Here is a 23,859-nt window from a genome sequence, read left to right on the forward strand (position 1 = left end):
GCGGCTCCTTTTACAAAGCGGGTCAGTTGGCCCGGCGGTAGGTCAGCAGCACGATGCCGCACACCACCACGGCGGCGCCGATCAATTGCCAGGTGCCCAGGCGTTGATCCAGCAAAGCCCAACCCAGCAGTAGCGTAGCGATGGGCTCGATATTCATCACCGGCGCGTTCTGCGCCATGTTCAGCCGTGGCACGCAGACGAACAGCAAGGTGAAGGCCACGCCATACAGCACCACCAGGCTGGCCAACGCTGCCCAGCCGCTGGCGCTGGCCGGCAGCGACAACCCGGATGGCATCACCCCGCTGGCACCGGCCACCAGCATGCTGGCGAACACGATCAACAGGGTCAGCAAGCTACGCACCGGGCCGCGAACCGCCGCCAGTTTGTGGTCAGTGATCCACAACGCGCAGGCGAACACGCAGGCGGCGCAGAACGAAAGGCCCACGCCCAGAAGCCAGTGCGGGTTGGCCTCACCCTCATTGCTCAGGCGCCCAGGTACATCCAGCGCCAGCACCAGGCCACACAGGATCAGCCCCATGAACAGCACGGTGCGCCCGGTCGGGCGAGCGCCGCCCAGCGCCCAGGTCAGCAGCGCCAGCAGCATCGGGAAGGTGTTGCCTACCAGCAGCGCCAAGGCAACCGGGATGCGCGCCACGGCCGAGTACAGGCACAGGCTCTGGGTGGCGATCAGCAGGCCCAACAGCAGTTGCCAATGCCGCGTGCCAGCCGGCAGGCTCAGTGGCTGGCGCTGCCACAGCACCAGGCTGGCCAGTACCAGGAAGGTGATGCCGGAACGACAGAGGATGGCCAGCAGAACGCCGGTGTCGTCATCGAAGGCGATGCGTGCGGCAATGTGGTTGCCGGCGAACGAGCAGGCCAGCAGCGCCAGTAGCGCGACCGCCAGCTTGCGTGGGAAAAGCGAGGTAGAAACAGCGACAGCCATGTGCAGGGTCCATTTGCAGGAGTGTCCATGGGCTGCTGCGCAGCCCATCGCCGGCAAGCCAGCGCCCACAGGTTTCGCATGATCCATCAGATCGGCGCGGTACCTGGGAGCCGGCATGCCGGCGATGGGCCGCACAGCGGCCCCGGATGAGGTCTGTTACAGCACGACGCTCGGCAGCCACAGCGAGATGGCCGGGATGTAGGTGACCGCGATGAGCACCAGGAACAGCGCGATGTAGAACGGCAGCAGCGCCTTCACCGTCGATTCGATACTCACCTTGCCGATGGCCGAGCCGACGAACAGCACCGCACCGACCGGTGGTGTGATCAAGCCGATGCCCAGGTTCACCAGCATGATCATGCCGAACTGCACCGGGTCCACACCTATGCCGGTGATGACCGGCAGCAGGATCGGCGTCAGGATCAGAATCAACGGCGCCATGTCCATCACCGTGCCCAGCAGCAACAGCATGAAGTTGATGCACATCAGGATCACATAGCGGTTGTCTGACAAGGTCAGGAACAAGGTGGTGATCTTCGACGGGATCTGCATCAGCGTCATCACGTAGCCGAAGCTGGCGGCAAAGCCGATCAGGATCATCACGATCGAGATGGTCCGCACCGTACGGTGCATCAGCTTGGGCAGGTCGCGCCATTTGTAGTCACGGTAGATGAACATGGTCACGAAGAACGACCAGACCACTGCCACGGCCGCTGATTCGGTGGCGGTGAACACCCCCGAGAGAATACCGCCGAGGATGATCACCATCGCCATCAGGCCCCACAGTGCTTCGCCGGCGATCTTCAGCGCTTGGCGCAGCGGGATAACCTCGCCTTTGGGGTAGTTGCGCTTCTTGGCGAACATCAGGCACAGGCCCATCATTACCGCGCTCAGCAGTAAGCCCGGCATGATCCCCGCAACGAACAGCGAGCCAATCGACACCGTGCCGCCCGCCGCCAGCGAGTACAGCACCGAGTTGTGGCTGGGTGGGGTGAGCAATGCCTGCACCGAGCCGCTGACGGTTACCGCCGTGGAGAACTCGCGCGGGTAGCCCCTGCGCTCCATCTCGGGGATCAGTACCGAGCCTACCGATGCGGTGTCAGCCACCGACGAGCCGGAAATGGCGCCGAAGAAGGTCGAGGCCATGATATTGACCAGCGACAAACCGCCCCGTACGAAGCCCACCAGCACGCCGGCGAAGGCCACCAAACGCCGTGACATGCCACCTTCGGCCATGATTGCGCCAGCCAGCACGAAGAACGGAATGGCGAGCAGCGAAAACTTGTTAACCCCACTGGCGATCTGAATCATCATCGCCTGCAGCGGGATGTCGATCCACCAGGCGCCGATCAGCGCCGACAGGCCCAGAGCGAAGGCCACCGGCATACCGATCAGGATGAGCACGATGAAGCTGCCCAACAGAATGAACGCATCCATTTACGCAGCTCCTTCGTTTTCTTCGGCCAGATCGTAACGAACCACCTTGCGGTTGCTCTGATCGCCCAGCAGGAGTTTTTCCAGTACAAAAACCAGGGTCAGCAGGCCACCGACGGGGATCGGCGCGTAGGTCATGCCCACCCGCACCCCAGGCAACGAGGCCAACGACTGGTTCCACGTGGTGATGCACAGCTTGACGCCGTAGTAGGTCATGAACACGCATACCAGGATCATCAGCACCTGAACCAGCAGTGCAACCAGCTGGCGCTGCAGGGGTGGCAGACGGTCGGTGATCATCCCCACCGCCATGTGCGCGCCGGCCCGGTAGCTGGCGGCAGCGCCGACAAAGGTGAACACCACCATCAGCAGGATCGCTACCGGCTCCGGCCAGCTGGAGCCGGTACCCAGCACATAGCGGGCGAAGATGCCCCAAGGGATGATCAGCGACATGGCCAGGATCGACAGGCCCGCGACCCAGATACAGCCGCGGTAGAGCGTGTCGTTGACGCTCAGGAAAAGCGATTTCATAGGTATCACCAAAGCGGCAGGGCGACGGGCGTCGCACTGCCGAGGTCAAACTTGGAAAGGGGCCGGTATTACTGTACGGCGTCGATACGCTTCATCAGGTCGGCGTACGGTGCACCGTATTTCTCGCGTACCGAAGCGGTAGCGTCGAAGAACGGTTTCTTGTCGACGGTGATGAACTCCACGCCTGCAGCCTTGAGTTTCTCTTCACTGGCGGCAGTCTTGGCATCCCACAGCGCACGCTCTTCCATCTGCGCTTCGCGGGCGACCTTCTTCACCAGCGCCTGCTGCTCAGGGGTGAGCTTGTTCCAGGTGGTCTTGGACATCACCACCGGCTCTGGCAGGATCAGATGGCCAGTGAGGGTGAAGTACTTGGCGCTCTGATAGTGGTTGTGCTCGAGCAGGGTTGGCGGGTTGTTTTCGGCGCCGTCGATCACCCCGGTCTGCAGGGCGCTGAAGATCTCGCCGGTATCCATGGCGATGCCGTTGCCCCCCATGGCGTTCATCATGTCGATGAACAGCGGGTTGCCCTGCACGCGGATCTTCATGCCCTTGAGGTCTTCCAAGCTGCGCACCGGCTTCTTGGTGTAGATGCTGCGCGAGCCGCCGTCCATCCAGGCCAGGGCCACCAGGTTGAATTCGGAATTGGTGATCTTGTCGAGGATCTCCTGGCCGATATCGCCGTCGATGATCTTGCGCATGTGGTCATGGTCGCGGAACACGAACGGCATGTTGAACACATTCACGTCAGGCACCACCGGGCCGACGATCCCCAGGCTGACGCGGGTCATCTGCACGGCACCGATCTGCGCCTGCTCGATGACTTCCTTTTCCGAGCCGAGGACGCCGCCAGGGAACATCTTGAAAGTGATCTCGCCATTGCTGGCCGCTTCGATCTTCTTGCCCATGTTCTGCTCGGCGACCACGGTCGGGTAACCGGCCGGGTGGATCTCGGCGAACTTGATGTCCAGCGCGTGGGCTGGCAGGGAGAGGCTGAAAGCGAACGGGAGTGCAGCAAGAAGCAGCTTGCGTTTGAACGTCATGATGAAACTCCGTGGTTTTTATTATCTGGTTTCGGGCGTGCGAGTGTGGTTGGCAGTACGGGTGTTCAGCCCCGGCAGGCAGGTTCCTCCAGGCCTTTGACGCCGAGTTCGAAAGCAAAAACGCCCCCGGCCAGCGGCTGGTCGCCGAGGTCGATGCCCGTGGGGCGGATCGAGGTGACGAACAGGGTGTCCAGGTTGGAGCCGCCGAAAGCGCACATCGCTGGCTTTTTGACCGGCACGTTGAGTGAGCGGTCCAGGCGGCCATCCGGTGTGAACCGATGGACCTGACCGGCATCGTTGCCGCAAATCCAGTAGCAGCCGTCCTGGTCGATGGCAGCGCCGTCCGGGCGGCCAGGGAAGGCATGCATATCGATGAACAGCCGCTTGTTGTGGGGTGTACCACTGTCGATGTCGTAGTCGAACACCCAGATTTTCTGCACGTCAGGGTGCGAGTCCGACAGGTACATGCGCGTGCCGTCGGGGCTGAAGGCCAGGCCATTGGGCACGATCATGCCGTCCTGCTGCAGGTACAAGCGGCCCTCGCCGTCATGCCGGTACAGCGCGCCGACCGTGGCGCCTTGCTGCATGTCCATCAGCATGGTGCCGGCCCAGAAGCGGCCCTGGCGGTCACAGCGCCCATCGTTGAACCGCATACCGCTGCGGGCATGGTCGACGGCGCTGAGCAAGTGGCTGGCCAGGCTGCCATCGGCCCTGGTTTCAAGCTGGAAGATGCCGCTTTCCATGCCGGCGATCCAGCCCTGCTCAGTGCGCGCTATGCAGGCGATCATCTCGTCGCCTTGCCAGCTCTGGTGCGCACCATCGGGCTGCCAGCGATGCAGCGTGCGGGCAGGTATGTCGACCCAGTACAGGGCTTGTTCGGTGGGGTGCCACACGGGGCTTTCGCCGGTGCCGTTGCGGGCGTCGACGATCAGTTCGCAGTTCATGGCCGGGCCTCCTGAAGCACTGGGTATCAGTTGAACGGTCCGGCAACGGCGAAGGCGCCGCCCTGATAGACCATGCTCGGGTCATCGGCGGCAGGGGCCGGCTGGGCCTCTACCACGTCGCGAAACACCTCGGAGGTGTCTTTCGGCGCGTAGCCCAGGTGTGCGGCATAGCGGTTGTCCCACCATACGGTGCGGTTGTCGGAGGCACCGTAGACGATGGTGTGGCCTACATTGGGGGTGTGCAGCCCGCGTTCGATCAGCTGCACCAGGTCGTCGTAGCTCAGCCAGGTGCACAACATCCGCAGGTTCTGTGGCTGGGGGAAGGACGAGCCAATGCGGATGCTGACGGTCTCGATGCCATAGCGGTCGAAGTAGAAGCTGGCCACATCCTCGCCGTAGCACTTGGACAACCCGTAGTAGCTGTCGGGCCGGCGCGGGGCGTGGGCGTCGATGCGTTCGTCCTGGCGGTAGAAACCGATGGTGTGGTTGGAGCTGGCGAAGATGATGCGCTTGACCCCATGCTTGCGCGCCGCCTCGTAAACGTGGAACACACCGCAGATGTTGGGGCCGAGGATGTCTTCGAAGGAGTGTTCGGTGGATACGCCGCCGAAATGGAGGATGGCGTCGACACCTTCTACCAGTGCGTGGACGGCGGCCTTGTCGGCCAGGTCGCAGGTCACGACCTCTTCATGCGGGCCCGCAGCAGGTGCCATCGGGCTGATATCGGAAAGGCGCAGGACCTCGGCGTAGCCTTGCAGGCGTTCGCGAAGGACCTTGCCCAGGCCGCCTGCGGCTCCGGTGAGCAGCAGGCGCTTGAGGGGGGTAGTGGTCATGGCCGGCTCTTTTGTTAATTGTTGTAGGTTGTCGTATGACTTGCCTGGATTATCGGCAGTGACTTCCAGGGTTGTCAATGTTATTTCTGTGACCTTGCGGCCCATCGCGAGCCACGGCGCGATGGGCCGCCACGTGCCTGCCTTTACAGCAACGACAATGGGTAATTGAAGATCAACCGGTTCTCATCGAATTCGTTGTTGCTGTAGTCGCGCCGAATCGAGGAGTTGCGCCATTTAACGCTCAGATCCTTGAACGCCCCGCTCTGGATCACATAGGCCAGCTCCGTTTCCCGCACCCACTCCTTGCCGTCGCTGACCGACGCGGTGTGCACGTCCTTGCCGCTGATGTAGCGGTTCATCAGCGTCAGCCCCGGCACGCCAACGGTGACGAAGTTGAAGTCATGACGCACCTGCCAGGAGCGCTCGTTGGCATTGTCGAAACTGGAGTTGTAGCTGTCGTTGGCCAAGGTCCCGCCGCTGGTACCGTTGACCCGCATCCAGGTATCGCCATCGACTTTCTGCAGGCCCACCCAGAACGTGTTGCCGCCATATTTGGCCGAGAACATCCCCGAATACGTCTTGTTGTCCAATTGCCCGGCCTTCTCGGAGCCGTCTTCGCCGCCGTGGAAGTAGCCGAGGTTGGCGCCGAAGGTCCAGCTGCCCACCGGCTGGCTGTGGCTCAGCTGCAGGTACTGCTGCTCATAGACGTCCTTGAGCACAGCGTTCCACAGCCCGACCAGAGTGCGGTCCTGGTTGAACTTGTATTCGCCACCGACGAAGTTGAACCGGTCCGACAGGGCGCCGGCGTAGCTCATGTCGTCCATGCTGGCGTCGTTGCGCGGGCTGTTGCCGCGGAACTGCCCGCCGTACAGCGTCAGCCCGGCGATTTCATTGGACGTGATTTGCCCACCGCGGAAGGTCTGTGGCAGCGAGCGGCCATCGTCGGAACGCAAGATGGGCAGTACCGGCATCCACTCGCCGATCTTCAGCTCAGTCTTGGAAATCCGCGCCTTGCCCGCCACCGCCAGGCGCCCGAAGTCATCCGCCGGCCGCCCATCGTCATGCCGTGGCAGCAGGGCGGTACCATAGGTGCCGCCACCGCCATCGAGCTTCACCGACCACATCCCCAGCACATCCACACCGAAACCGATCGGCCCCTCGGTGAAGCCTGAGCGTGCATCGAGGATGAAGCTCTGCGTCCACTCCTCGGCTTTGCTCTGCGGGTTGCTGGGGTTGGTGAAGTTGCGGTTGATGTAGAAGTTGCGCAGGCCAAGCGTGGCTTTGGAATCCTCGATGAAGCCTGCGGCCACGCTGGTGCCCGGCAAGCTCCCGATCATGCCGGCGCCCAGCAGGGCGAGGGGAAGGGTTTGGCAGATTTTCATTATTGTTGTGCTCCACAAAAGGGTGAGGCAACCCGTCCACCGGGCACGCGAAAGCGGCCTGCGGCAGGAGCGGGTGGGTACGGGCCGGTGAAGGCCGGGTAGGGTGAACCGGGTTTACGGCACTAGGTGGCCGTGCGTGACGCAATGGAGGGCGGTGCGAGGCTTGGGTGTAGCGCGATGGGGGTCGACATGGGGAGAGTGTCCACTGATTGTTGTTTTTGTTATGTGTTGTCGTACAACTATGGCGATTTTTTAGCAAGCGCAGGCGGTAATGTCAACGCCTACCAAGGCGAATAAATCCTCGTGTAGCACCTTTTTGAGAGGCATTTTTCATCAACGGAAGCTCTAGGGCGGGCATCCCCCTGCCTTGAAAGAGATACTACGACTAAAGTCGGTGTGAAGGGCGTTGATTGGCCGGTAACCCTGGAACTTTGTGTATCAGGACCGGATCAGGGGGGTTAAGACGCGTTATGTTGGATTTAAAACCCGGTGAGATCGTTGAGCGCCTATGCAAGCGTGCGTACCGAGCGGACCCTTCCCCATGAACCATTGCTAACAGGACATGTCTTACTGCCACCATCGACATGATGTCATTTTCACACGCAAGGAGGCTCCATCATGCAATACACCCCACCTACATCCACCGGTAAGCTGCTGGGCACCTATGGCTACGGCAAGGCGCTGATCATCAGCATGCTCATCCTGGGCAGCATATTCTTCGGCTTGGCCGTTTTCGTCGGCTACCAGAGTATCGCCAGCGACCTGCAATTCAACGGACCCAAGCACATCTTCTACTTCACCGTCGCCTTGCTGGCTGTGCTCGGGCTGAGCATGTTTGCCCTGGCCCTGTGGCAGATAAAGCTGCGCAAAGCGCGTTACGAGGTCTACGAAAAAGGCATCTGCCAGATCATCGGCAGCGAACGTGACTACGTGCCTTTCAGCGAGATGAATGACGTGTACCTGTTCGCCTCTGGCCAGACAGCCTTCGCAGGCCTCATCAACAACCTGGCTTATCGGCGCAATGCAAGCGAGCCTTTCCGCCGGGTCAATCCGCACCTCAAGGGCCTGTTCGCCTTTATCGAACAGGTGCGCGACCAGCATCTGAACGAACGGCTGCCAGCGGTATACGCCACGCTTCAAAACGGTGGCGGGGTGCAGTTCAACTATCTCGACACCAAACAGGTATGGGGCAAGCGGATCAGTGGCGACTTCTTTAACGTCACCACCAAGCCCCTGACCGTCACCCGCGACGCGCTCGACATCGATGGCCGTAAGGTCGCGTTGAGCAGCCTGGCCAATGTCGACCTCAATCAGTGGACAGAGTTGGTTGTTATCAAGGACGAGAGCGGTCAAACACTGTTGTCGACCGTCGGTAACGGGATCATGAGCTTCGATCTGTTCCTCAATACCCTGCACAACCTGCTAGACGCACCGCAAGCGCAGGCGGACAACGCCGTCACTGCCTGACGACAGGCAGCGGAGCCGCTTGGCGGCTCCTGATTGAGTCAAACCTGAATTGAAGCGCTTCGAGGGGGTTGGTGTCTCCGCCAACCTGCCTTATACTCCTCCACGGCCTCGCCCTCGACCACGTGACTGGCTTGTTCCATGTCGGGCACACTTCTGCCCCTTGTCGGCGTGGGCGAGGCCTCTCCCTTATCCAGTTGTCCCCCCCCGGTCCACGCTCGAATGCTGTGCTTGCAGGTCATTCAAGCAGTTTGCTTGCACCCATGGCCATTATGGCAAGGTCCCGCTCCGGCGCTTCGAGGCTGCGACGATAATGCTCCTCGAGATCCGGTGCCCAGCTCACCACTTCATCAATTATCTCGATGGCCTGCGCCTGGGAGAGCCCATAGTGTTCAACTTGGCTCAACAGGTTTCGTCGTGAAATTTCATGCCCATAACTCCCGATAGCCATTGCCAGGCGTGAAGGCGGGGCCCCATCGGTAGTCGGCACTACGTCATACATCGGCGACAATCGCCAGCAGTCGTTCGTAAACACCACTGCCACATTCTTAGGATGGTCATCATCGTTACCGACAAGAATGTTGAAACAGATCCGCTTGAACAGCTCCTGGCGGTCCGCTTCCGGCACGCCACGGCGGTTCATTTCGTCTACCAGCACCCCGTAATGCCATTTCTTCCAATCCCCCTGCCCGAGCCAGTTGCTGTCGAGCAAGGTCAAGCCGCTTAGCATCGGAACGCGTACGTATTGGCCGTTAGCTGCCGGCGCTCTGTCAAACCGGTCGACCAGCAATGTGTTGACCCGCCCTTTGTGCAAGCGAACGTTGGCAACATTCAAGCCTTTGCTGGCGGCGAATACCATGCACGCATATTCAAGCGAAGGGATGTCGTAGTTGTCGTGGCGATCCCGAGGTTTGGCCAGGATGAATCTGCCTGCCTCGACCAAGGTACATTTGGGGCGCGCACCACCGAGCGAGGAGCGTTGCTGCAACGTAGCCTTGGTCGCTCTATCCGTGCCAGGTGGGAAGCCGCCCTGGACTCCGTCTGCAAACTGGATAAACGCATCCAGTTGAGTGAGTGTGCCCAGACCTGCCTGGCCGATGCCTTCAGGTGGCACTTTGCTGCTGCCCACCATCAGGCTGCCGGCGCGATCATGGTTGGGCGACTTCTGCAGGTAACTGATAGCGTCCATCTCGCCGCCATGCTCGCGGATGACCAGCCGCTCGCCCCAGCCATCCGGCGCGGCATCCCTGATGAAGCCAGGAAGGCCGCCGTTCTTGGTAATGTTGGTATAGGGCTCCACGCGCAGAGGGTAGTGCAGTGGATCAGGCACCCAGCCCCCTGCCTTGTAATAGTCAGGGCTGTAGACGAACTCACCTACACCCTTTTCCACGGTAAGGCGCCCGAGCGTGGTGACCTCAAGCGATGCAGGTTGCTGGATGTAAATGTACAGTGAAGGCATTAGAAATCATCCTCGGAGATACGCTTGAGACGCACGCGATGCTCGGTGGTGTAGGGCGCGGGGGAGGCCTCAGGGATTTCCTTGAAGACATCGTCAAGCAGGCCGAGATGCCACAGTGCGGTCATATAGCTGCGCATTTCCACAGTCGGCGTACCTGCTTCGATTTTGCTCAGCGTGGTGGTAGACAGGCCGGATTGAGCTGCAAGATCTTTCTGACGCATTCGACGTTCTAGCCGTCTGGTTTTGACCAGAAGCCCGATTTTCGTTAGCCGGTCTGCACACATCAAGGGGAAGGCGAGCATTTTAAGATGTTCTATAAGCGTTTTTATCGAAGGTAAGCATGACTATAGCACTGCTTATATGTACTGAAAACCCGAGTGCCGACCCGAGTGTATGGGCAGGCGAATCATGGAGGATACGTCTTCCACTGGATTCTGCAGAGCATTCGAGGTAGGCGGCGAGCCCGTAGGACTTCAGCATTTAACGTCTCTATAAGCATGCTTAAGTGGCTTAAGCATGCTTATAGAGGCTTTTATGAAGAGAGTTGATCGGCATTCGCTACGTGGTGCTCACAGCAGCTCTTTAGACGCCATGCATGCGCAATGCCCGCTGAGCGCACTCGCGCCAGCTCATTTTGCGCTTCGCCATCGGCGAGTGTCCGGCCGCTTCCCCCGCCATCATTACCGGCATATCCCGCATCCGAACCCAGGGCTCACTTTGCCAATACAACAGCGTCGCCGTACGCCCGCCTGGCCAACACATCTGTCCAAGTCGCGGCACATCCTCGAATGCTGCCGCCTGCCCATCGCGCAGAACCGCCACCACCTCATGCGTCAGCCACCAGCGCAGATGGCGGTTCTCCGGAATGTGATGATGCGCCAATAAGGTGTAGGCCCCGGATTCGCTGACCATCATGGTCTCTTGACACTGCCCATAGCGCAGCAGCTGCACGTTGCGGTACTGGTCCGGGTCGAGTTTGCGAATGCAGTGTTCATCGAAGAAGTGAGCGCTCAGCCGGCCTAGTTCGTGAGCGCAGAACCAGGCTTGGGATTCGAGCCAGAGCGAGTGGAGGGGGCGGTTGTGGCGGGTGAAGAGGATAGGGGTGTGAAGGTCAGTCATGGCCGGCCTCCGCAATCTTTAAAGACTCGAGCAGGTGTGGTGCATGTGGGGAAGGTACGGTATTGCTAGGCTTGATAGGCATTTCCTTTACCTCTACGTGATTTCAGCTTTCTTAGGGCTGGGTGTCGGGAGCTAAGAAATCCCACGTAGCGGACCGGACGTATTCCCCTTGCGGGTCTTGTATTAGTCCGCTCCCGACATAACACGTTTTCTGCGCGCAGGATTAAACCACAGGCAAAAAAATGCCGCATCTGTCGGGGCGGATTGACCGCTACGTGAGGCGTTTCTTAGGCGCCGCGGAGAAAGGTAAATCGATCAGACGAGCCCGTCAAACTCAAAAGCTGTAGTCCTTTTCTGAATTTCTTTGTTAGGCTTTTTTGCTTTGGCTGTAGTTGCCGGGATATATGAGGGTAGGTCTAAGATTAAGTTTCCAAGCTTGAGCTTGCGAAGTGCTTAATCAAAGCTCCTGATCTGCCATAGGTAACAAACTCAGTTTCCGAAAAGAGCTCAGGTAGCCTGTATTGCCTCAATAAAAAAGGGCTGCCTCTTGGCAGCCCTTTGGATATCAATCCCAGCTCAACGCCCCACCCGTCTGATACTCGATCACGCGCGTCTCAAAGAAGTTCTTCTCTTTCTTCAAGTCCATGATCTCGCTCATCCATGGGAACGGGTTGGTAGTCCCTGGGTACTCTTCCTTCAAGCCAATCTGGGTCAAACGACGGTTGGCGATGAACTTGAGGTAGTCCTCCATCATCGCAGCGTTCATGCCCAATACACCGCGTGGCATGGTGTCACGGGCGTATTCGATCTCCAGCTGGGTCCCTTGCAGGATCATCTGGGTCGCTTCTTCCTTCATCGCCGCGTCCCACAGGTGTGGGTTCTCGATCTTGATCTGGTTGATCACGTCGATACCGAAGTTCAGGTGCATCGACTCGTCGCGCAGGATGTACTGGAACTGCTCGGCAACGCCGGTCATCTTGTTGCGGCGGCCCATGGACAGGATCTGGGTGAAGCCGCAATAGAAGAAGATGCCTTCCAGCACGCAGTAGTAGGCGATCAGGTTGCGCAGCAGCTCTTTGTCGGTTTCGACGGTGCCGGTGTTGAACTCTGGGTCGGAGATGGCACGGGTGTACTTCAGGCCCCAGGCGGCTTTCTTCGCGACCGACGGGATCTCGTGGTACATGTTGAAGATCTCGCCTTCATCCATGCCCAGCGACTCGATGCAGTACTGGTAGGCGTGGGTGTGGATCGCCTCTTCCAAGGCCTGGCGCAGGATGTACTGGCGGCACTCCGGGTTGGTGATCAGGCGGTACACGGCCAGGGCCAGGTTGTTGGCAACCAGCGAGTCGGCGGTGGAGAAGAAGCCGAGGTTGCGCATCACGATGCGGCGCTCGTCTTCGGTCAGCCCGTCCTGGCTCTTCCACAGGGCGATGTCGGCGGTCATGTTGACCTCTTGCGGCATCCAGTGGTTGGCGCAGCCGTCGAGGTACTTCTGCCAGGCCCAGTCGTACTTGAACGGTACCAGCTGGTTCAGGTCGGCGCGGCAGTTGATCATGCGCTTTTCGTCAACGGCAACACGGGCCGAGGAGCCTTCCAGCTCGGCCAGGCCTTCGGCAACGTCGAGGGCGTCGAGGGCAGCCTTGGCACGTTTGACGGCATCGGAGTCAGAAGCGGTGGCCGCACGGGCTTCCAGGGCGGCGGCACCACCGGCGCTGTCGAGCTTGTCGAGGGTGGCGGCGGCAGTGGCCTGCGCAGGGGTGTTGCCTTTGGCGGCTACTTCGCCGTCTTCTTTGTCGAATTCGTCCCAGCTCAGCATGGTTTGGCTCCTGCTTGAGGGTCGCCATGGGGCAACCGGTTGGATTTTAAGAATGTGATGCCTGACGCAAGGCCGTAACGGCGAATGGACAGCTCGAGAGGCTGACTCTCGTTTACATCTGAATGTGTTCTGGCTTGTCCTGGCCAGGCCTCGGGGAGGGGCCAGGACACTGAATGGCGCTCTTTTCAGAGGGCGCAAAGTATACCGGAATTCACCTTCGATCGGGGCGCATGTCTTGCGGGCGAGGGTAACTTTTTCGACCGGTTTTGCGTGCGTCCGTTCACGAAATGGCTGTGTTGTTCTACGGGGGGAGAGTGTAGCGCCAACCTATATCTTGTGCCAGTTTAAATTTTAAGGCACACCATATAGTGTTTAGGGAGAATTGTGTCGCGCGTCCCGGCGATGAGGCCGGGTCAGGCAACACGAGCTGCGGTGGCGACTTCTACCGAGCCGCGCGAGCGGCGGGCAAGGGCCAAGGTTTCTGTGAAGCGCGGATACAAAAATGCCGCGCGTGGCACCCCTAGGCACCCCGCGCGGCAGTCAGGCCTTACTGGCAGGCTTCGCAGTCAGGCTCGTCGATCGCGCAGGCCTTCGGCACTGGCGCTGGGCCGGCTGCCTGGACCGGGGCGCTGTCGCCACCGCTGGAAACGGCGTTGAGCTTGCCGGTGTTGATGGTCGACTTCTCGGTGCTGGTCGCGGCCAGGGCACGGAGGTAGTAGGTGGTCTTCAGACCACGGTACCAGGCCATGCGGTAGGTCACGTCCAGCTTCTTGCCCGAAGCGCCGGCGATGTACAGGTTCAGCGATTGCGCCTGGTCGATCCACTTCTGGCGACGGGAGGCGGCATCGACGATCCACTTGGTCTCGACTTCGAACGCGGTGGCGTACAGGTCTTTGAGCTCCTGCGGGATACGCTCGATCTGCTGCACCGAACCGTCGTAGTACTTCAGGTCGTTGATCATGACCGAGTCCCACAGGCCGCGGGCTTTCAGGTCGCGGACCAGGTACGGGTTGATCACCGTGAACTCGCCCGACAGGTTCGATTTCACGTACAGGTTCTGGTAGGTCGGCTCGATGGACTGCGACACGCCGGTGATGTTGGCGATGGTCGCGGTCGGCGCGATGGCCATGATGTTCGAGTTACGGATACCTTTCTGTACGCGGGCACGTACCGGTGCCCAGTCCAGGGTTTCTTCCAGGTTGACGTCGATGTACTTCTGGCCACGGGCCTCGATCAGGATCTGTTGCGAGTCCAGCGGCAGGATGCCTTTGGACCACAGCGAACCCTGGAAGGTCTCGTATGCGCCGCGCTCATCGGCCAGGTCGCAGGACGCCTGGATCGCGAAGTAGCTGACCGCTTCCATCGACTTGTCGGCGAACTCGACGGCAGCGTCGGAGCCGTAAGGGATGTGCTGCAGGTACAGTGCGTCCTGGAAGCCCATGATGCCCAGGCCGACCGGGCGGTGCTTGAAGTTCGAGTTGCGTGCTTGCGGCACCGAGTAGTAGTTGATGTCGATCACGTTGTCGAGCATGCGCACGGCGGTGTTCACGGTGCGTTGCAGCTTGGCGGTGTCCAGCTTGCCATCGACAATGTGGTTCGGCAGGTTGATCGAGCCCAGGTTGCAGACCGCGATCTCGTCCTTGTTGGTGTTCAGGGTGATCTCGGTGCACAGGTTCGAGCTGTGGACCACGCCCACGTGCTGCTGCGGCGAGCGCAGGTTGCACGGGTCCTTGAAGGTCAGCCATGGGTGGCCGGTCTCGAACAGCATCGACAGCATCTTGCGCCACAGGTCTTTGGCCTGGATGGTCTTGAACACCTTGATCTTGTTGTACTCGGTCAGGGCTTCGTAGTACTCGTAGCGCTCTTCGAAGGCCTTGCCGGTCAGGTCGTGCAGGTCTGGCACTTCCGATGGCGAGAACAGGGTCCACTTGCCGTCATCGAAGACGCGCTTCATGAACAGGTCAGGAATCCAGTTGGCGGTGTTCATGTCGTGGGTACGACGACGGTCATCACCGGTGTTCTTGCGCAGCTCGATGAATTCTTCGATGTCCAGGTGCCAGGTTTCCAGGTAGGCACACACCGCACCTTTGCGCTTGCCACCCTGGTTCACGGCCACGGCGGTGTCGTTGACCACTTTGAGGAAGGGTACGACGCCCTGGGATTTACCGTTGGTGCCCTTGATGTAGGAGCCCAGTGCACGCACAGGGGTCCAGTCGTTGCCCAGGCCACCGGCGAATTTCGACAGCATGGCGTTGTCGTGGATCGCGTGGTAGATGCCCGACAGGTCGTCCGGCACGGTGGTCAGGTAGCAGCTCGACAGCTGCGGGCGCAGGGTGCCGGCGTTGAACAGGGTCGGGGTCGAGGCCATGTAGTCGAAGGACGACAACAGGTTGTAGAACTCGATCGCACGGGCTTCCTTGTCTTTCTCTTCCAGCGCCAGGCCCATGGCCACACGCATGAAGAACACCTGCGGCAGCTCGAAGCGTACGCCATCCTTGTGGATGAAGTAGCGGTCGTACAGGGTCTGCAGGCCCAGGTAGGTGAACTGCTGGTCGCGCTCGTGGTTGATCGCCTTGCCCAGTTTGTCCAGGTCGAAGTCGGCCAGGGCCGGGTTCAGCAGCTCGAACTCGACACCCTTGGCGATGTAGGCCGGCAGGGCCTTGGCGTACAGGTCGGCCATCTCGTGGTGGGTGGCGCTGTCGGCGACGTTCAGGAAGCCCAGGCCTTCGGCACGCAGGGTGTCCATCAGCAGGCGGGCAGTGACGAACGAGTAGTTCGGCTCGCGCTCTACCAGGGTACGGGCGGTCATCACCAGGGCGGTGTTGACGTCTTTGATGGCTACGCCGTCGTACAGGTTCTTCAGGGTTTCGCGCTGGATCAGGTCGCCATCGACTTCGGCCAGGCCTTCGCAGGCTTCGCTGATGATGGTGTTCAGGCGCGCCATGTCCAGCGGCGCCAGGCTGCCGTCGGCCAGCGTGATGCGGATGCTTGGGTGCGGCTCGATCGCGGCGTCGGTGTTGGCGCGGGTGGCGCGCTCTTTGGCACGCTGGTCGCGGTAGATCACGTAGTCACGGGCGACTTTCTGCTCGCCGGCACGCATCAGCGCCAGTTCGACCTGGTCCTGGATTTCTTCGATGTGGATGGTGCCACCCGATGGCATGCGACGCTTGAACGTGGCGGTGACCTGTTCGGTCAGGCGCGCGACGGTGTCGTGGATGCGCGACGAGGCAGCGGCGGTGCCGCCTTCAACTGCGAGGAACGCTTTGGTGATGGCCACGGTGATCTTGTCGTCGGTGTAAGGGACGACAGTGCCGTTGCGCTTGATCACGCGCAGCTGGCCCGGAGCGGTCGCGGCCAGATCCTGGTTGGAATCGGCAGCCTGCGGCGCCAAAGCCTGCGGGTTCTCGCGAGTTGTGTCGGTTTGCATGGGTGGGTGTCTCCACAATTTCTATATGTTCAGGCGCCTTTTGGGCGCCCACCGTTCTGTCCACTCGTTCGACGGCCCTGGCGGGGATGCGTCATGCGCACGCATCCGCCCGCTCGGGCGTACCGACTTCGGGACAGACTCAGGAATAAGGGGCAAAGAACATGCCGCTCCCTGGCCGAAGTCAAAGGCTATGGGGCTAGCCCAAAAGCTGTTGCTCTCCATCTCCGCTGGAGCGGTTTGGTTGTTGAAACCACAATAAGTTCAGGCAGAAAAATCGCTTGAGTTTCTCTGCTGACTCGTGCTTGGGGTTGGTACGTGAAACCCAACATCTAGTGGTTCGCTGCGCTGGGGATACAAGATAATGCGGTATCGGGGGCTTTGCAAGGCGAGCGCTTGTGGATAACTTGTGCGTACTTTGTGAGTGAATAGTGGGTATTCGCTGTAGGCCTTGTACCAAGTGGTTTGCAGTTTTTTTTTCTGCAGCTCGTTGCCCCAGTGCAGATTTTTCAGGGCGCGAACCCTAGCACAAAAAACGCTTCAGTCCAGGGGTGTTTCGGGTGAGGTTGGCAGTGCTGGGTGCGGGACGTAGTATCGGCAGGGGATGTTGCCTTTTGGTTAAGGCGGCGATGCCGGCGATAGCGCCGGCACAGGCAACGCAAAAACAACAATCAAGGCAAACGCCATGGACCAACCCGTACCCCGCATCCTGATCGTCGAAGACGACCAGCGCCTCGCCGAGCTCACGGCTGAATACCTGCAGGCCAACGGTTTCGAGGTGGCAGTGGAGGGCGATGGCGCGCGCGCCGCCCGGCGCATCGTCGACAGCCAGCCAGACATGGTCATCCTCGACCTGATGCTGCCCGGTGAAGACGGCCTGAGCATCTGTCGCCGGGTACGTGGCCAGTACGCAGGCCCCATCCTCATGCTCACCGCCCGCAGCGATGAACTCGACCAGGTCCAGGGCCTGGACCTGGGTGCTGATGATTACGTGTGCAAGCCAGTGCGCCCGCGCCTGCTGTTGGCACGCATCCAGGCCCTGCTGCGGCGCAGCGAGCCGGCACAAGGCAAAACCCAAGAACTGGCCTTTGGCGCCCTGCGCATCGACAATCGCCTGCGCGAAGCCCGGCTTGGCGAACAGCTGATCGAACTGACCGGTGCCGAGTTCGATCTGCTCTGGCTGCTGGCCAGCAACGCCGGGCGGGTGCTGTCGCGCGAGCAGATCTTTACCGCCTTGCGCGGTGTCGGTTACGACGGCCAGGACCGCTCCATCGACGTGCGCATCTCCAAGATCCGCCCCAAGATCGGTGATGACCCTGTCCACCCCCGTCTTATCAAGACCCTGCGCAGCAAGGGCTACCTGTTCGTCGGCGATGCACCATGAACAACTCGATCTTCCTGCGCATTTATGGCGGCATGCTCGCGGTCCTGGTGCTGGTGGCCCTGCTCGGCGTGCTCAGCCTGCACCTGGTCAACGAGGTGCGCGCCGCCCAGCACCGCGAGCGTCTGGCCCAAGGCACGTTCAGCCTGATGGCAGACAACCTGGCCCAGCAGAATGAAACCGAACGCAAACGCTCGTTGTTGATGTGGGAGCGCTTGTTGGGCGTGCCCTTGGACTTGCAACCGATGTCAGCGCGCACCCTTGATGGAGGCCAGCGCGCGCGGCTCAATCGCGCCCTGGTGGTGGTGCACAAGACCGGCCCGCACGCCGCGCAGGTGCTGCGCAAGGTGGGCCAGGAAGACCTGCTGCTGGTGGCCGAGGTCAAGCAGGTCAGCGAGCAGTTGGCGCGGGCCACGCTCTATTTGCTCGCCGATGAACTGGTGCGCTACCCCGTCACCGAACAGCAACAGCGCCTGGCGCAGATCAAGCAGAGCAAGGGGTTCGGTTTTGGTATTGCCCTGCAGCGCCTGGAGCGCGTGGGCCTGGACGATGACCAGCGGCGCCGGGTAGAGGAGGGCGACACGGTCATGGCGCTGGGCAAGGATGGCGATTCGATCCGCGTGTTCGCAGGCTTGCCGGGCTCGCCCTGGGTATTGGAAATTGGCCCGCTGTACCAGCTCAACCCCTATCCGCCGCAATTGCTGGTGCTGATCGCATTCCTCGGCCTGTGCCTGATTGGCCTGGTGGTCTATCTGCTGGTGCGTCAGTTGGAGCGGCGGGTCTCGGGCCTGGAAATGGCCGCCACGCGCATCGCCCAGGGCAGCCTGGAAACCCGCGTGCCGGCCGACGATGCCGATTCGGTCGGGCGCCTGGCGGCAGCGTTCAACGGCATGGCCGAACACCTGCAGCGTTCGCTGAACATGCAGCGCGAACTGGTGCGGGCGGTGTCCCATGAGTTGCGCACGCCCGTGGCGCGCTTGCGCTTTGGCCTGGAAATGATCGAAAGCGCGCCGACCGATCAGGCCCGCGCCAAGCACCTGGCGGGCATGGACGGCGATATCCAGGACCTGGACAAGCTGGTCGACGAGATGCTGACCTACGCCCGCCTGGAGCAGGGCGCGCCGGCCCTGAAGTTCCAGCGCGTCGACCTGGATGCCTTGCTGGACCGGGTGATCGACGAACTGGCCCCGCTCAATACCGAAGTCAGGCTGGTGCGCGGTGCCTGTCAGCTTCAGGGTGGCGAAGAGGCCTGGGTCGAGGCCGAACCGCGCTATCTGCATCGGGCGCTGCAGAACCTGGTCAGCAATGCCCTGCGCCATGCCCGGGCAGAGGTGCGGTTGAGCTATGAGTTGGGCCAGCAGCGCTGCCGCATCGAAGTCGAAGATGACGGGCCGGGCATCCCCGAAGGTTACTGGGACCGCATCTTCACGCCGTTCACCCGGCTCGACGACAGCCGTACCCGGGCTTCGGGAGGGCATGGTCTGGGCCTGTCGATCGTGCGGCGCATCATCTACTGGCACGCCGGCCGGGCCACGGTAGGGCGAAGTGAAGCGCTGGGCGGTGCCTGCTTCAGCCTCAACTGGCCACGCGAGCAGGCGCCGCTGTAAGGCTTAAACGCTGACCAGGCTGAGCAGGTGACCGTCCTGCACGCAGAACTGGCCGTCCAGCTCGACGCCATGGCGCCATTCGGGCGACAGGTCGATGAGCAGGCGCAGGCGTGCAAGGCCTTCAGGTGACCACTGCAGTATCTCGGCGTGCTCGAAGTAGAAGCGCTGCCGGGTCAGTGGGTAAAGGGTCTTGAACAGGCTTTCCTTGAGTGAAAAGGTCAGGGTAACCGCCAGGCCCACCTGGTTGCGGTCCAGGCGCTCAAGCTCTGCCGGGGTGAGGATTTCGCCCATCAGCCGTTCGGCTCGCTCGTCGTCCAGCAGTGCTTCCTGGTCCAGCCCCAGGCCACGGCAACTGCCGTGCGCTGCAACCACGGCCGCAGCCCAGCCTTTGCCGTGGGTGATCGAGCCGTGGATGCCCGTGGGCCAGATCGGCGAACGGTCTTCGTGGGTGCCGGGCACATGGTCACGGCCATCCAGGCGTTGCAGCGCGGCGCGCGCGCACACCCGGCCGGCCAGGTACTCGGCCTGACGCTTGGCCACCGAGCGTTGCAGGCTGAGGCTGGGTTCGATACCGGCACGCTGGAAGTCGTCGGCGGCCAGGCGGTTGGGGTCGAAGGCACAGCTGACCAGCACCGCGCCGGGCAACGGGCGGGGCAGGGGCCAGTGGTGCTGCAGCGGGTCACAGCAGGAAGGCAATCTGTTCATGGCGGTATTGTGCCAGCCGCTGTGGCTGTGTGGGAGATGGGCCGCGAAGCGGCCCGGCAATCTTCAGTCGAACGCTTTCTTGAAGAACGCCTGCATGTCCGCCCATGAACGCTCGTCCGCAGCCTTGTTGTAACCGATGTCCGGCCCGCCATGGGCGCCGTGGCTCAAGCGGTCGGCATCCGGGTTGGTGAAGCCATGCTTGGCGCCGGGGATGCTGACGAATTGATAGTTGGCTTTGGCCGCGTCCATTTCGGCCTTGAACGCGGCGACTTGTTCATCAGTGACCATGCTGTCCGCCGCGCCGTGTTCCACCAGGATGTCGGCCCTGACCACACCAGGCTTGGCCGGCGTCTGGGTAGCCAGTGCACCATGGAAGCTCACCACGCCGTCCAGTTTCTCGCCGCGCCGGGCCGCATCCAGCACCACCTTGCCGCCGAAGCAGTAACCTACGGCGCCCAGTTGATGCTTGTTGACGTTCGGCTGCTTTTTCAGCAGTTCAAGGCCCGCGTCGAAGCGCGCGGCCGCCGCGGCCGGGTCCTTCAGCGCTTGGGCCATGAATGCCTGGGCATCCTGCGGGTGCTCGGTGTGCTTGCCGTCACCGTACATGTCGATGGCCAGCGCTTTGTAGCCCAGTGCCGCGAGGTCACGGGCACGACGCTTGGCGTAATCGTTGAGCCCCCACCATTCATGCACTACGACGATGCCCGGGCGTTTGCCCTCCAGTGCATCGTCATAGGCGTAGTAGCCGACCAGGCGGTTGCCATCGTCGTCCTGGTAGGGGATCTCTCGGGTCACTACTGCCGCCTGGGCAAGAGCGGCGCTGCACATCAGGGTCAAAGCCAGCAGGGCACGCATGTTCACTACTCCTTGTTTTGCAAACGTATCGTTCAGCCCCGGTTCAGCCAGGGTTCAGCCGCGGTTCAGGGCGTTCTGCTTACTCTAGCTTCCAGACCGAAACAGCGCATTCAACTGGAGTACAACGTCATGAAAACCTTCAATACCCTGCTTGCCGCCATGGCTGTCTGTGCAGCGGGCATGACCACCGCCCAGGCCGCCGACGACAACTTCGCCAGCCTGACCTACGGCCAGACCAGCGACAAGGTCCGCAAGTCTGGGCTGCTGCAACGCAACACCGACCACCTGAACGCCGACGGCATCATCGGCAAGGATGACACCTGGGGCGTGCGCCTGGGCAAGATCAACGACCAGGGTCGCTACTACATGACCTACGACAACGTCTCGGGCGACCACAGCGGCCTGAAGCTGCGCCAGGAGAACCTGCTGGGCAGCTATGATCTGTTCCTGCCGGTAGGCGACACCACCAAACTGTTCGGTGGCGGCAGCCTGGGCATGACCAAGCTGACCCAGGACTCGCCAGGGGCCAGCCGTGATACCGACTATGGCTATGCAGTGGGCCTGCAGGCCGGCGTAATCCAGGAAATCACCGACCGGGCTTCGGTTGAGCTGGGCTACCGCTATCTGCGTACCAATGCGGCGACCGAGGTGGGAGCGAGCGGCGGGCCGAAAGAGGGGACCTTGCGCCTGACCAGCAGTGCTCAGACCTACCTGTCGGCGAACTACACGTTCTGATGCCCGAGTCGAGTTATCCTCTACGGGCCTCATCGTCTGCAAGCCGGGTTCCCCACTGCTATTGAGTGCGGGAGCCGGCCTGCCGGCGCTCAGGCCGGTACAGCCAACATAGGAAGGAGCGTCACATGAAACTGCTGGTGGTCGAGGACGAAGCCCTGCTAAGGCACCACCTCCATACCCGCCTGAGCGAAAGCGGCCATGTGGTCCAGGCCGTGGCTGACGCCGAAGAAGCGCTGTACCAGGCCGAGCAATTTCACTTCGACCTGGCCGTGATCGACCTCGGCCTGCCCGGCATCAGCGGCCTGGAACTGATCGGCCGCCTGCGCGCCCAGGCCAAGACCTTTCCCATTCTGATTCTCACCGCCCGGGGCAACTGGCAGGACAAGGTCGAAGGCCTGGCCGCCGGTGCCGATGATTACCTGGTCAAGCCCTTCCAGTTCGAAGAGCTTGAAGCACGCCTCAATGCCCTGCTGCGCCGCTCCAGCGGCTTCACCCAGTCGACCATCGCCGCAGGGCCCTTGCTGCTGGACCTCAACCGCAAGCAGGCGACCCTTGACGAGCAGCCGCTGGCGCTGACCGCCTACGAGTACCGCATCCTTGAATATCTGATGCGTCATCACCAGCAGGTGGTGGCCAAGGAGCGCCTGATGGAACAGCTGTATCCAGGCGACGAGGAGCGTGACCCCAACGTCATCGAAGTGCTGGTCGGCCGTTTGCGTCGCAAGCTCGAAGGTGAGCGCGGGTTCAAACCGATCGACACGGTGCGTGGCCTGGGCTACCTGTTCACCGAGCGCTGCCGATGATTCGTTCGCTGCGGGTGCGCTTGATGCTCGCGGCAGCGGTTCTCGCGGTGCTGTTCATGCTGGCGCTGCTACCCGCGCTGCAGAAGGCCTTCAGCCTGGCCTTGCAGGAATCGATCGAGCAGCGCCTGGCGTCGGATGTGACCACGCTGATTTCTTCGGCGCGCATCGAGCATGGCCAGTTGCAGATGCCCGCACTGCTGCCGGACGAGCGTTACAACCTGCCGTATACCGGTTTGCTCGGTTACATCTTCGACCGCGAAGGCAAGCTGGTCTGGCGCTCCCGGGCCACGGCCGACCAGCACATCAACTACCAGCCGCGCTACGATGGACGCGGTAATGAGTTCGCCCGTATGCACCAGGATGACGGTGAGGAATTCTTTGTCTACGACGTCGAAATAAAGCTGCTGGGTGGCCAGAGCGCCGCCTATAGCATCGTTGCCCTGCAGCCGGTGCGTGAGTACCAGCGAACCCTCGATGGCCTGCGTGAAAAGCTCTACCTGGGCTTTGGTGCGGCCTCGCTGGCGTTGCTGGTATTGCTTTGGGCCGGCCTGACCTGGGGCCTGCGTTCCCTGAGGCGGCTGAGCCGCGAGCTGGATGAGGTGGAGGCCGGTGCCCGCGACGGGCTAAGTGCCGAGCACCCCCGTGAGCTGCTGCGCCTGACCGGCTCGCTCAACCGTCTGCTGCGCAGTGAGCGGGAACAGCGCCAGCGTTATCGCGACTCGCTGGGGGACCTGGCGCACAGCCTCAAGACGCCGCTGGCGGTGCTGCAGGGCGTGGGCGAGAGCATGCAGCAGCGCGCGGGTGAGCGTGAGCAGGCGCGGGTGCTGCAGAGCCAGATCGAACGCATGAGCCAGCAGATCGACTACCAGTTGCAGCGCGCCAGCCTGCGCAAGAGTGGCCTGGTGCGCCACAGCGTGCAGTTGCTTCCGGTGCTGGACAGCCTGTGCAGCACCCTGGCCAAGGTGTACCGCGACAAGCGCGTCGAAGTGCTGCTCGAAGTGCCGGCGCAGGCACAGGTGCCGATGGAGCAGGGCGCGCTGCTGGAGCTGTTGGGCAACCTCTTGGAAAACGCCTTCCGCCTGTGCCTGGGGCAGGTGCGGGTGAGCCTGCAGGAGGCGCCTGGGCGGCTGACCTTGAGCATCGACGATGACGGGCCGGGTGTACCGGCCGATCAGCGTGAGCGGATTCTCGAACGGGGCGAGCGGCTGGACCGGCAGCATCCGGGGCAGGGAATCGGCCTTGCAGTGGTCAAAGATATCGTCGACAGCTACGACGCTGAATTGAGCCTGGACGACTCGCCGCTGGGCGGAGCGGCATTGCGGGTCACCTTTTACCTGGATTGACGTTCAGGCGCAGGGTGCCCCATCACCTGCGGGCGGATTCC

At 61.6% G+C, this 23,859-nt stretch carries 20 protein-coding genes; 6 read left to right on the forward strand and 14 right to left on the reverse strand.

Annotation, left to right across the window (positions count from 1 at the left end):
* Nucleotides 1-22: 22 nt before the first annotated feature.
* The 7 genes from ACIPZC_RS17690 to ACIPZC_RS17720 all read right to left on the reverse strand — a co-directional run bounded on the left by ACIPZC_RS17690 (nt 23) and on the right by ACIPZC_RS17720 (nt 7,107).
* Nucleotides 23-943 carry a DMT family transporter gene (locus ACIPZC_RS17690; RefSeq protein WP_241802718.1) on the reverse strand — a complete coding sequence of 307 codons (921 nt, stop codon included), beginning with the start codon at nt 941-943 and terminating at the stop codon, nt 23-25.
* A 156-nt stretch (nt 944-1,099) separates the two neighbouring features.
* Nucleotides 1,100-2,380 (reverse strand): TRAP transporter large permease, encoded by a 1,281-nt coding sequence (locus tag ACIPZC_RS17695; RefSeq protein WP_400628493.1) that lies wholly within the window; start codon nt 2,378-2,380, stop codon nt 1,100-1,102.
* Nucleotides 2,381-2,908 carry a TRAP transporter small permease gene (locus ACIPZC_RS17700; protein WP_400628495.1) on the reverse strand — a complete coding sequence of 176 codons (528 nt, stop codon included), beginning with the start codon at nt 2,906-2,908 and terminating at the stop codon, nt 2,381-2,383.
* 68 nt (nt 2,909-2,976) lie between these two features.
* Nucleotides 2,977-3,948, reverse strand: coding sequence for a TRAP transporter substrate-binding protein (locus ACIPZC_RS17705; RefSeq protein ID WP_267821524.1), 972 nt, complete (start codon nt 3,946-3,948; stop codon nt 2,977-2,979).
* Between the two features lie 65 nt (nt 3,949-4,013).
* Nucleotides 4,014-4,892 carry an SMP-30/gluconolactonase/LRE family protein gene (locus ACIPZC_RS17710; RefSeq protein WP_400628498.1) on the reverse strand — a complete coding sequence of 293 codons (879 nt, stop codon included), beginning with the start codon at nt 4,890-4,892 and terminating at the stop codon, nt 4,014-4,016.
* Nucleotides 4,893-4,918: 26 nt separating this feature from the next.
* A complete protein-coding gene (locus tag ACIPZC_RS17715; RefSeq protein WP_267821528.1) occupies nt 4,919-5,725 on the reverse strand; it encodes an NAD(P)-dependent oxidoreductase in 807 nt (268 codons plus the stop codon).
* Nucleotides 5,726-5,868: 143 nt separating this feature from the next.
* Entirely contained in the window at nt 5,869-7,107 is a 1,239-nt protein-coding gene (locus ACIPZC_RS17720; RefSeq protein ID WP_241802724.1) for an OprD family porin, read from the reverse strand.
* Nucleotides 7,108-7,725: 618 nt separating this feature from the next.
* Here ACIPZC_RS17720 and ACIPZC_RS17725 point away from each other — a divergent pair.
* Nucleotides 7,726-8,574: a hypothetical protein gene (locus ACIPZC_RS17725; RefSeq protein WP_400628501.1), complete on the forward strand. Its 849-nt coding sequence runs from the start codon at nt 7,726-7,728 to the stop codon at nt 8,572-8,574.
* Between the two features lie 235 nt (nt 8,575-8,809).
* Here ACIPZC_RS17725 and ACIPZC_RS17730 read toward each other — a convergent pair whose 3' ends face one another.
* The 5 genes from ACIPZC_RS17730 to ACIPZC_RS17750 form a co-directional block, all read right to left on the reverse strand.
* A complete protein-coding gene (locus ACIPZC_RS17730) occupies nt 8,810-10,030 on the reverse strand; it encodes a type II toxin-antitoxin system HipA family toxin (RefSeq protein WP_400628502.1) in 1,221 nt (406 codons plus the stop codon).
* Complete coding sequence (locus ACIPZC_RS17735; protein ID WP_347269605.1) at nt 10,030-10,332, reverse strand: helix-turn-helix domain-containing protein; 303 nt, start codon at nt 10,330-10,332, stop codon at nt 10,030-10,032. Before ACIPZC_RS17735 ends, ACIPZC_RS17730 begins: the two co-directional genes overlap by 1 nt.
* A gap of 280 nt (nt 10,333-10,612) precedes the next feature.
* Complete coding sequence (locus tag ACIPZC_RS17740; protein WP_400628505.1) at nt 10,613-11,149, reverse strand: Bro-N domain-containing protein; 537 nt, start codon at nt 11,147-11,149, stop codon at nt 10,613-10,615.
* 565 nt (nt 11,150-11,714) lie between these two features.
* Nucleotides 11,715-12,965 (reverse strand): ribonucleotide-diphosphate reductase subunit beta, encoded by a 1,251-nt coding sequence (locus tag ACIPZC_RS17745; protein ID WP_400628507.1) that lies wholly within the window; start codon nt 12,963-12,965, stop codon nt 11,715-11,717.
* Nucleotides 12,966-13,512: 547 nt separating this feature from the next.
* Nucleotides 13,513-16,392: a ribonucleoside-diphosphate reductase subunit alpha gene (locus ACIPZC_RS17750; RefSeq protein WP_241802730.1), complete on the reverse strand. Its 2,880-nt coding sequence runs from the start codon at nt 16,390-16,392 to the stop codon at nt 13,513-13,515.
* Between the two features lie 682 nt (nt 16,393-17,074).
* Between ACIPZC_RS17750 and ACIPZC_RS17755 the strand changes: the two genes are divergently transcribed.
* Nucleotides 17,075-17,773: a response regulator gene (locus tag ACIPZC_RS17755; protein ID WP_400628509.1), complete on the forward strand. Its 699-nt coding sequence runs from the start codon at nt 17,075-17,077 to the stop codon at nt 17,771-17,773.
* The gene (locus ACIPZC_RS17760; protein ID WP_241802732.1) at nt 17,770-19,377 is read left to right on the forward strand and encodes an ATP-binding protein; all 1,608 of its coding nucleotides are present in this window, start codon (nt 17,770-17,772) and stop codon (nt 19,375-19,377) included. The genes ACIPZC_RS17755 and ACIPZC_RS17760 overlap by 4 nt, the downstream gene beginning before the upstream one ends.
* A 3-nt stretch (nt 19,378-19,380) precedes the next feature.
* Here ACIPZC_RS17760 and ACIPZC_RS17765 read toward each other — a convergent pair whose 3' ends face one another.
* Both ACIPZC_RS17765 and ACIPZC_RS17770 read right to left on the reverse strand, forming a co-directional pair.
* Nucleotides 19,381-20,082 carry a 4'-phosphopantetheinyl transferase gene (locus tag ACIPZC_RS17765; protein ID WP_400628511.1) on the reverse strand — a complete coding sequence of 234 codons (702 nt, stop codon included), beginning with the start codon at nt 20,080-20,082 and terminating at the stop codon, nt 19,381-19,383.
* Between the two features lie 63 nt (nt 20,083-20,145).
* Nucleotides 20,146-20,937 (reverse strand): dienelactone hydrolase family protein, encoded by a 792-nt coding sequence (locus ACIPZC_RS17770; RefSeq protein ID WP_400628513.1) that lies wholly within the window; start codon nt 20,935-20,937, stop codon nt 20,146-20,148.
* Nucleotides 20,938-21,066: 129 nt separating this feature from the next.
* Between ACIPZC_RS17770 and ACIPZC_RS17775 the strand changes: the two genes are divergently transcribed.
* The 3 genes from ACIPZC_RS17775 (at nt 21,067) to ACIPZC_RS17785 (ending at nt 23,818) form a co-directional block, all read left to right on the forward strand.
* Nucleotides 21,067-21,672: a porin family protein gene (locus ACIPZC_RS17775; RefSeq protein WP_241802735.1), complete on the forward strand. Its 606-nt coding sequence runs from the start codon at nt 21,067-21,069 to the stop codon at nt 21,670-21,672.
* A 125-nt stretch (nt 21,673-21,797) separates the two neighbouring features.
* A complete protein-coding gene (locus ACIPZC_RS17780) occupies nt 21,798-22,475 on the forward strand; it encodes a response regulator (RefSeq protein WP_400628515.1) in 678 nt (225 codons plus the stop codon).
* On the forward strand, nt 22,472-23,818 hold the full coding sequence (locus tag ACIPZC_RS17785; protein ID WP_241802737.1) for an ATP-binding protein: 1,347 nt from the start codon (nt 22,472-22,474) through the stop codon (nt 23,816-23,818). The genes ACIPZC_RS17780 and ACIPZC_RS17785 overlap by 4 nt, the downstream gene beginning before the upstream one ends.
* Nucleotides 23,819-23,859 lie beyond the last annotated feature (41 nt).

The organism is Pseudomonas sp. NPDC089743, assembly GCF_044748785.1.
GTDB classification, from domain to species: Bacteria; Pseudomonadota; Gammaproteobacteria; order Pseudomonadales; family Pseudomonadaceae; genus Aquipseudomonas; species Aquipseudomonas putida_X.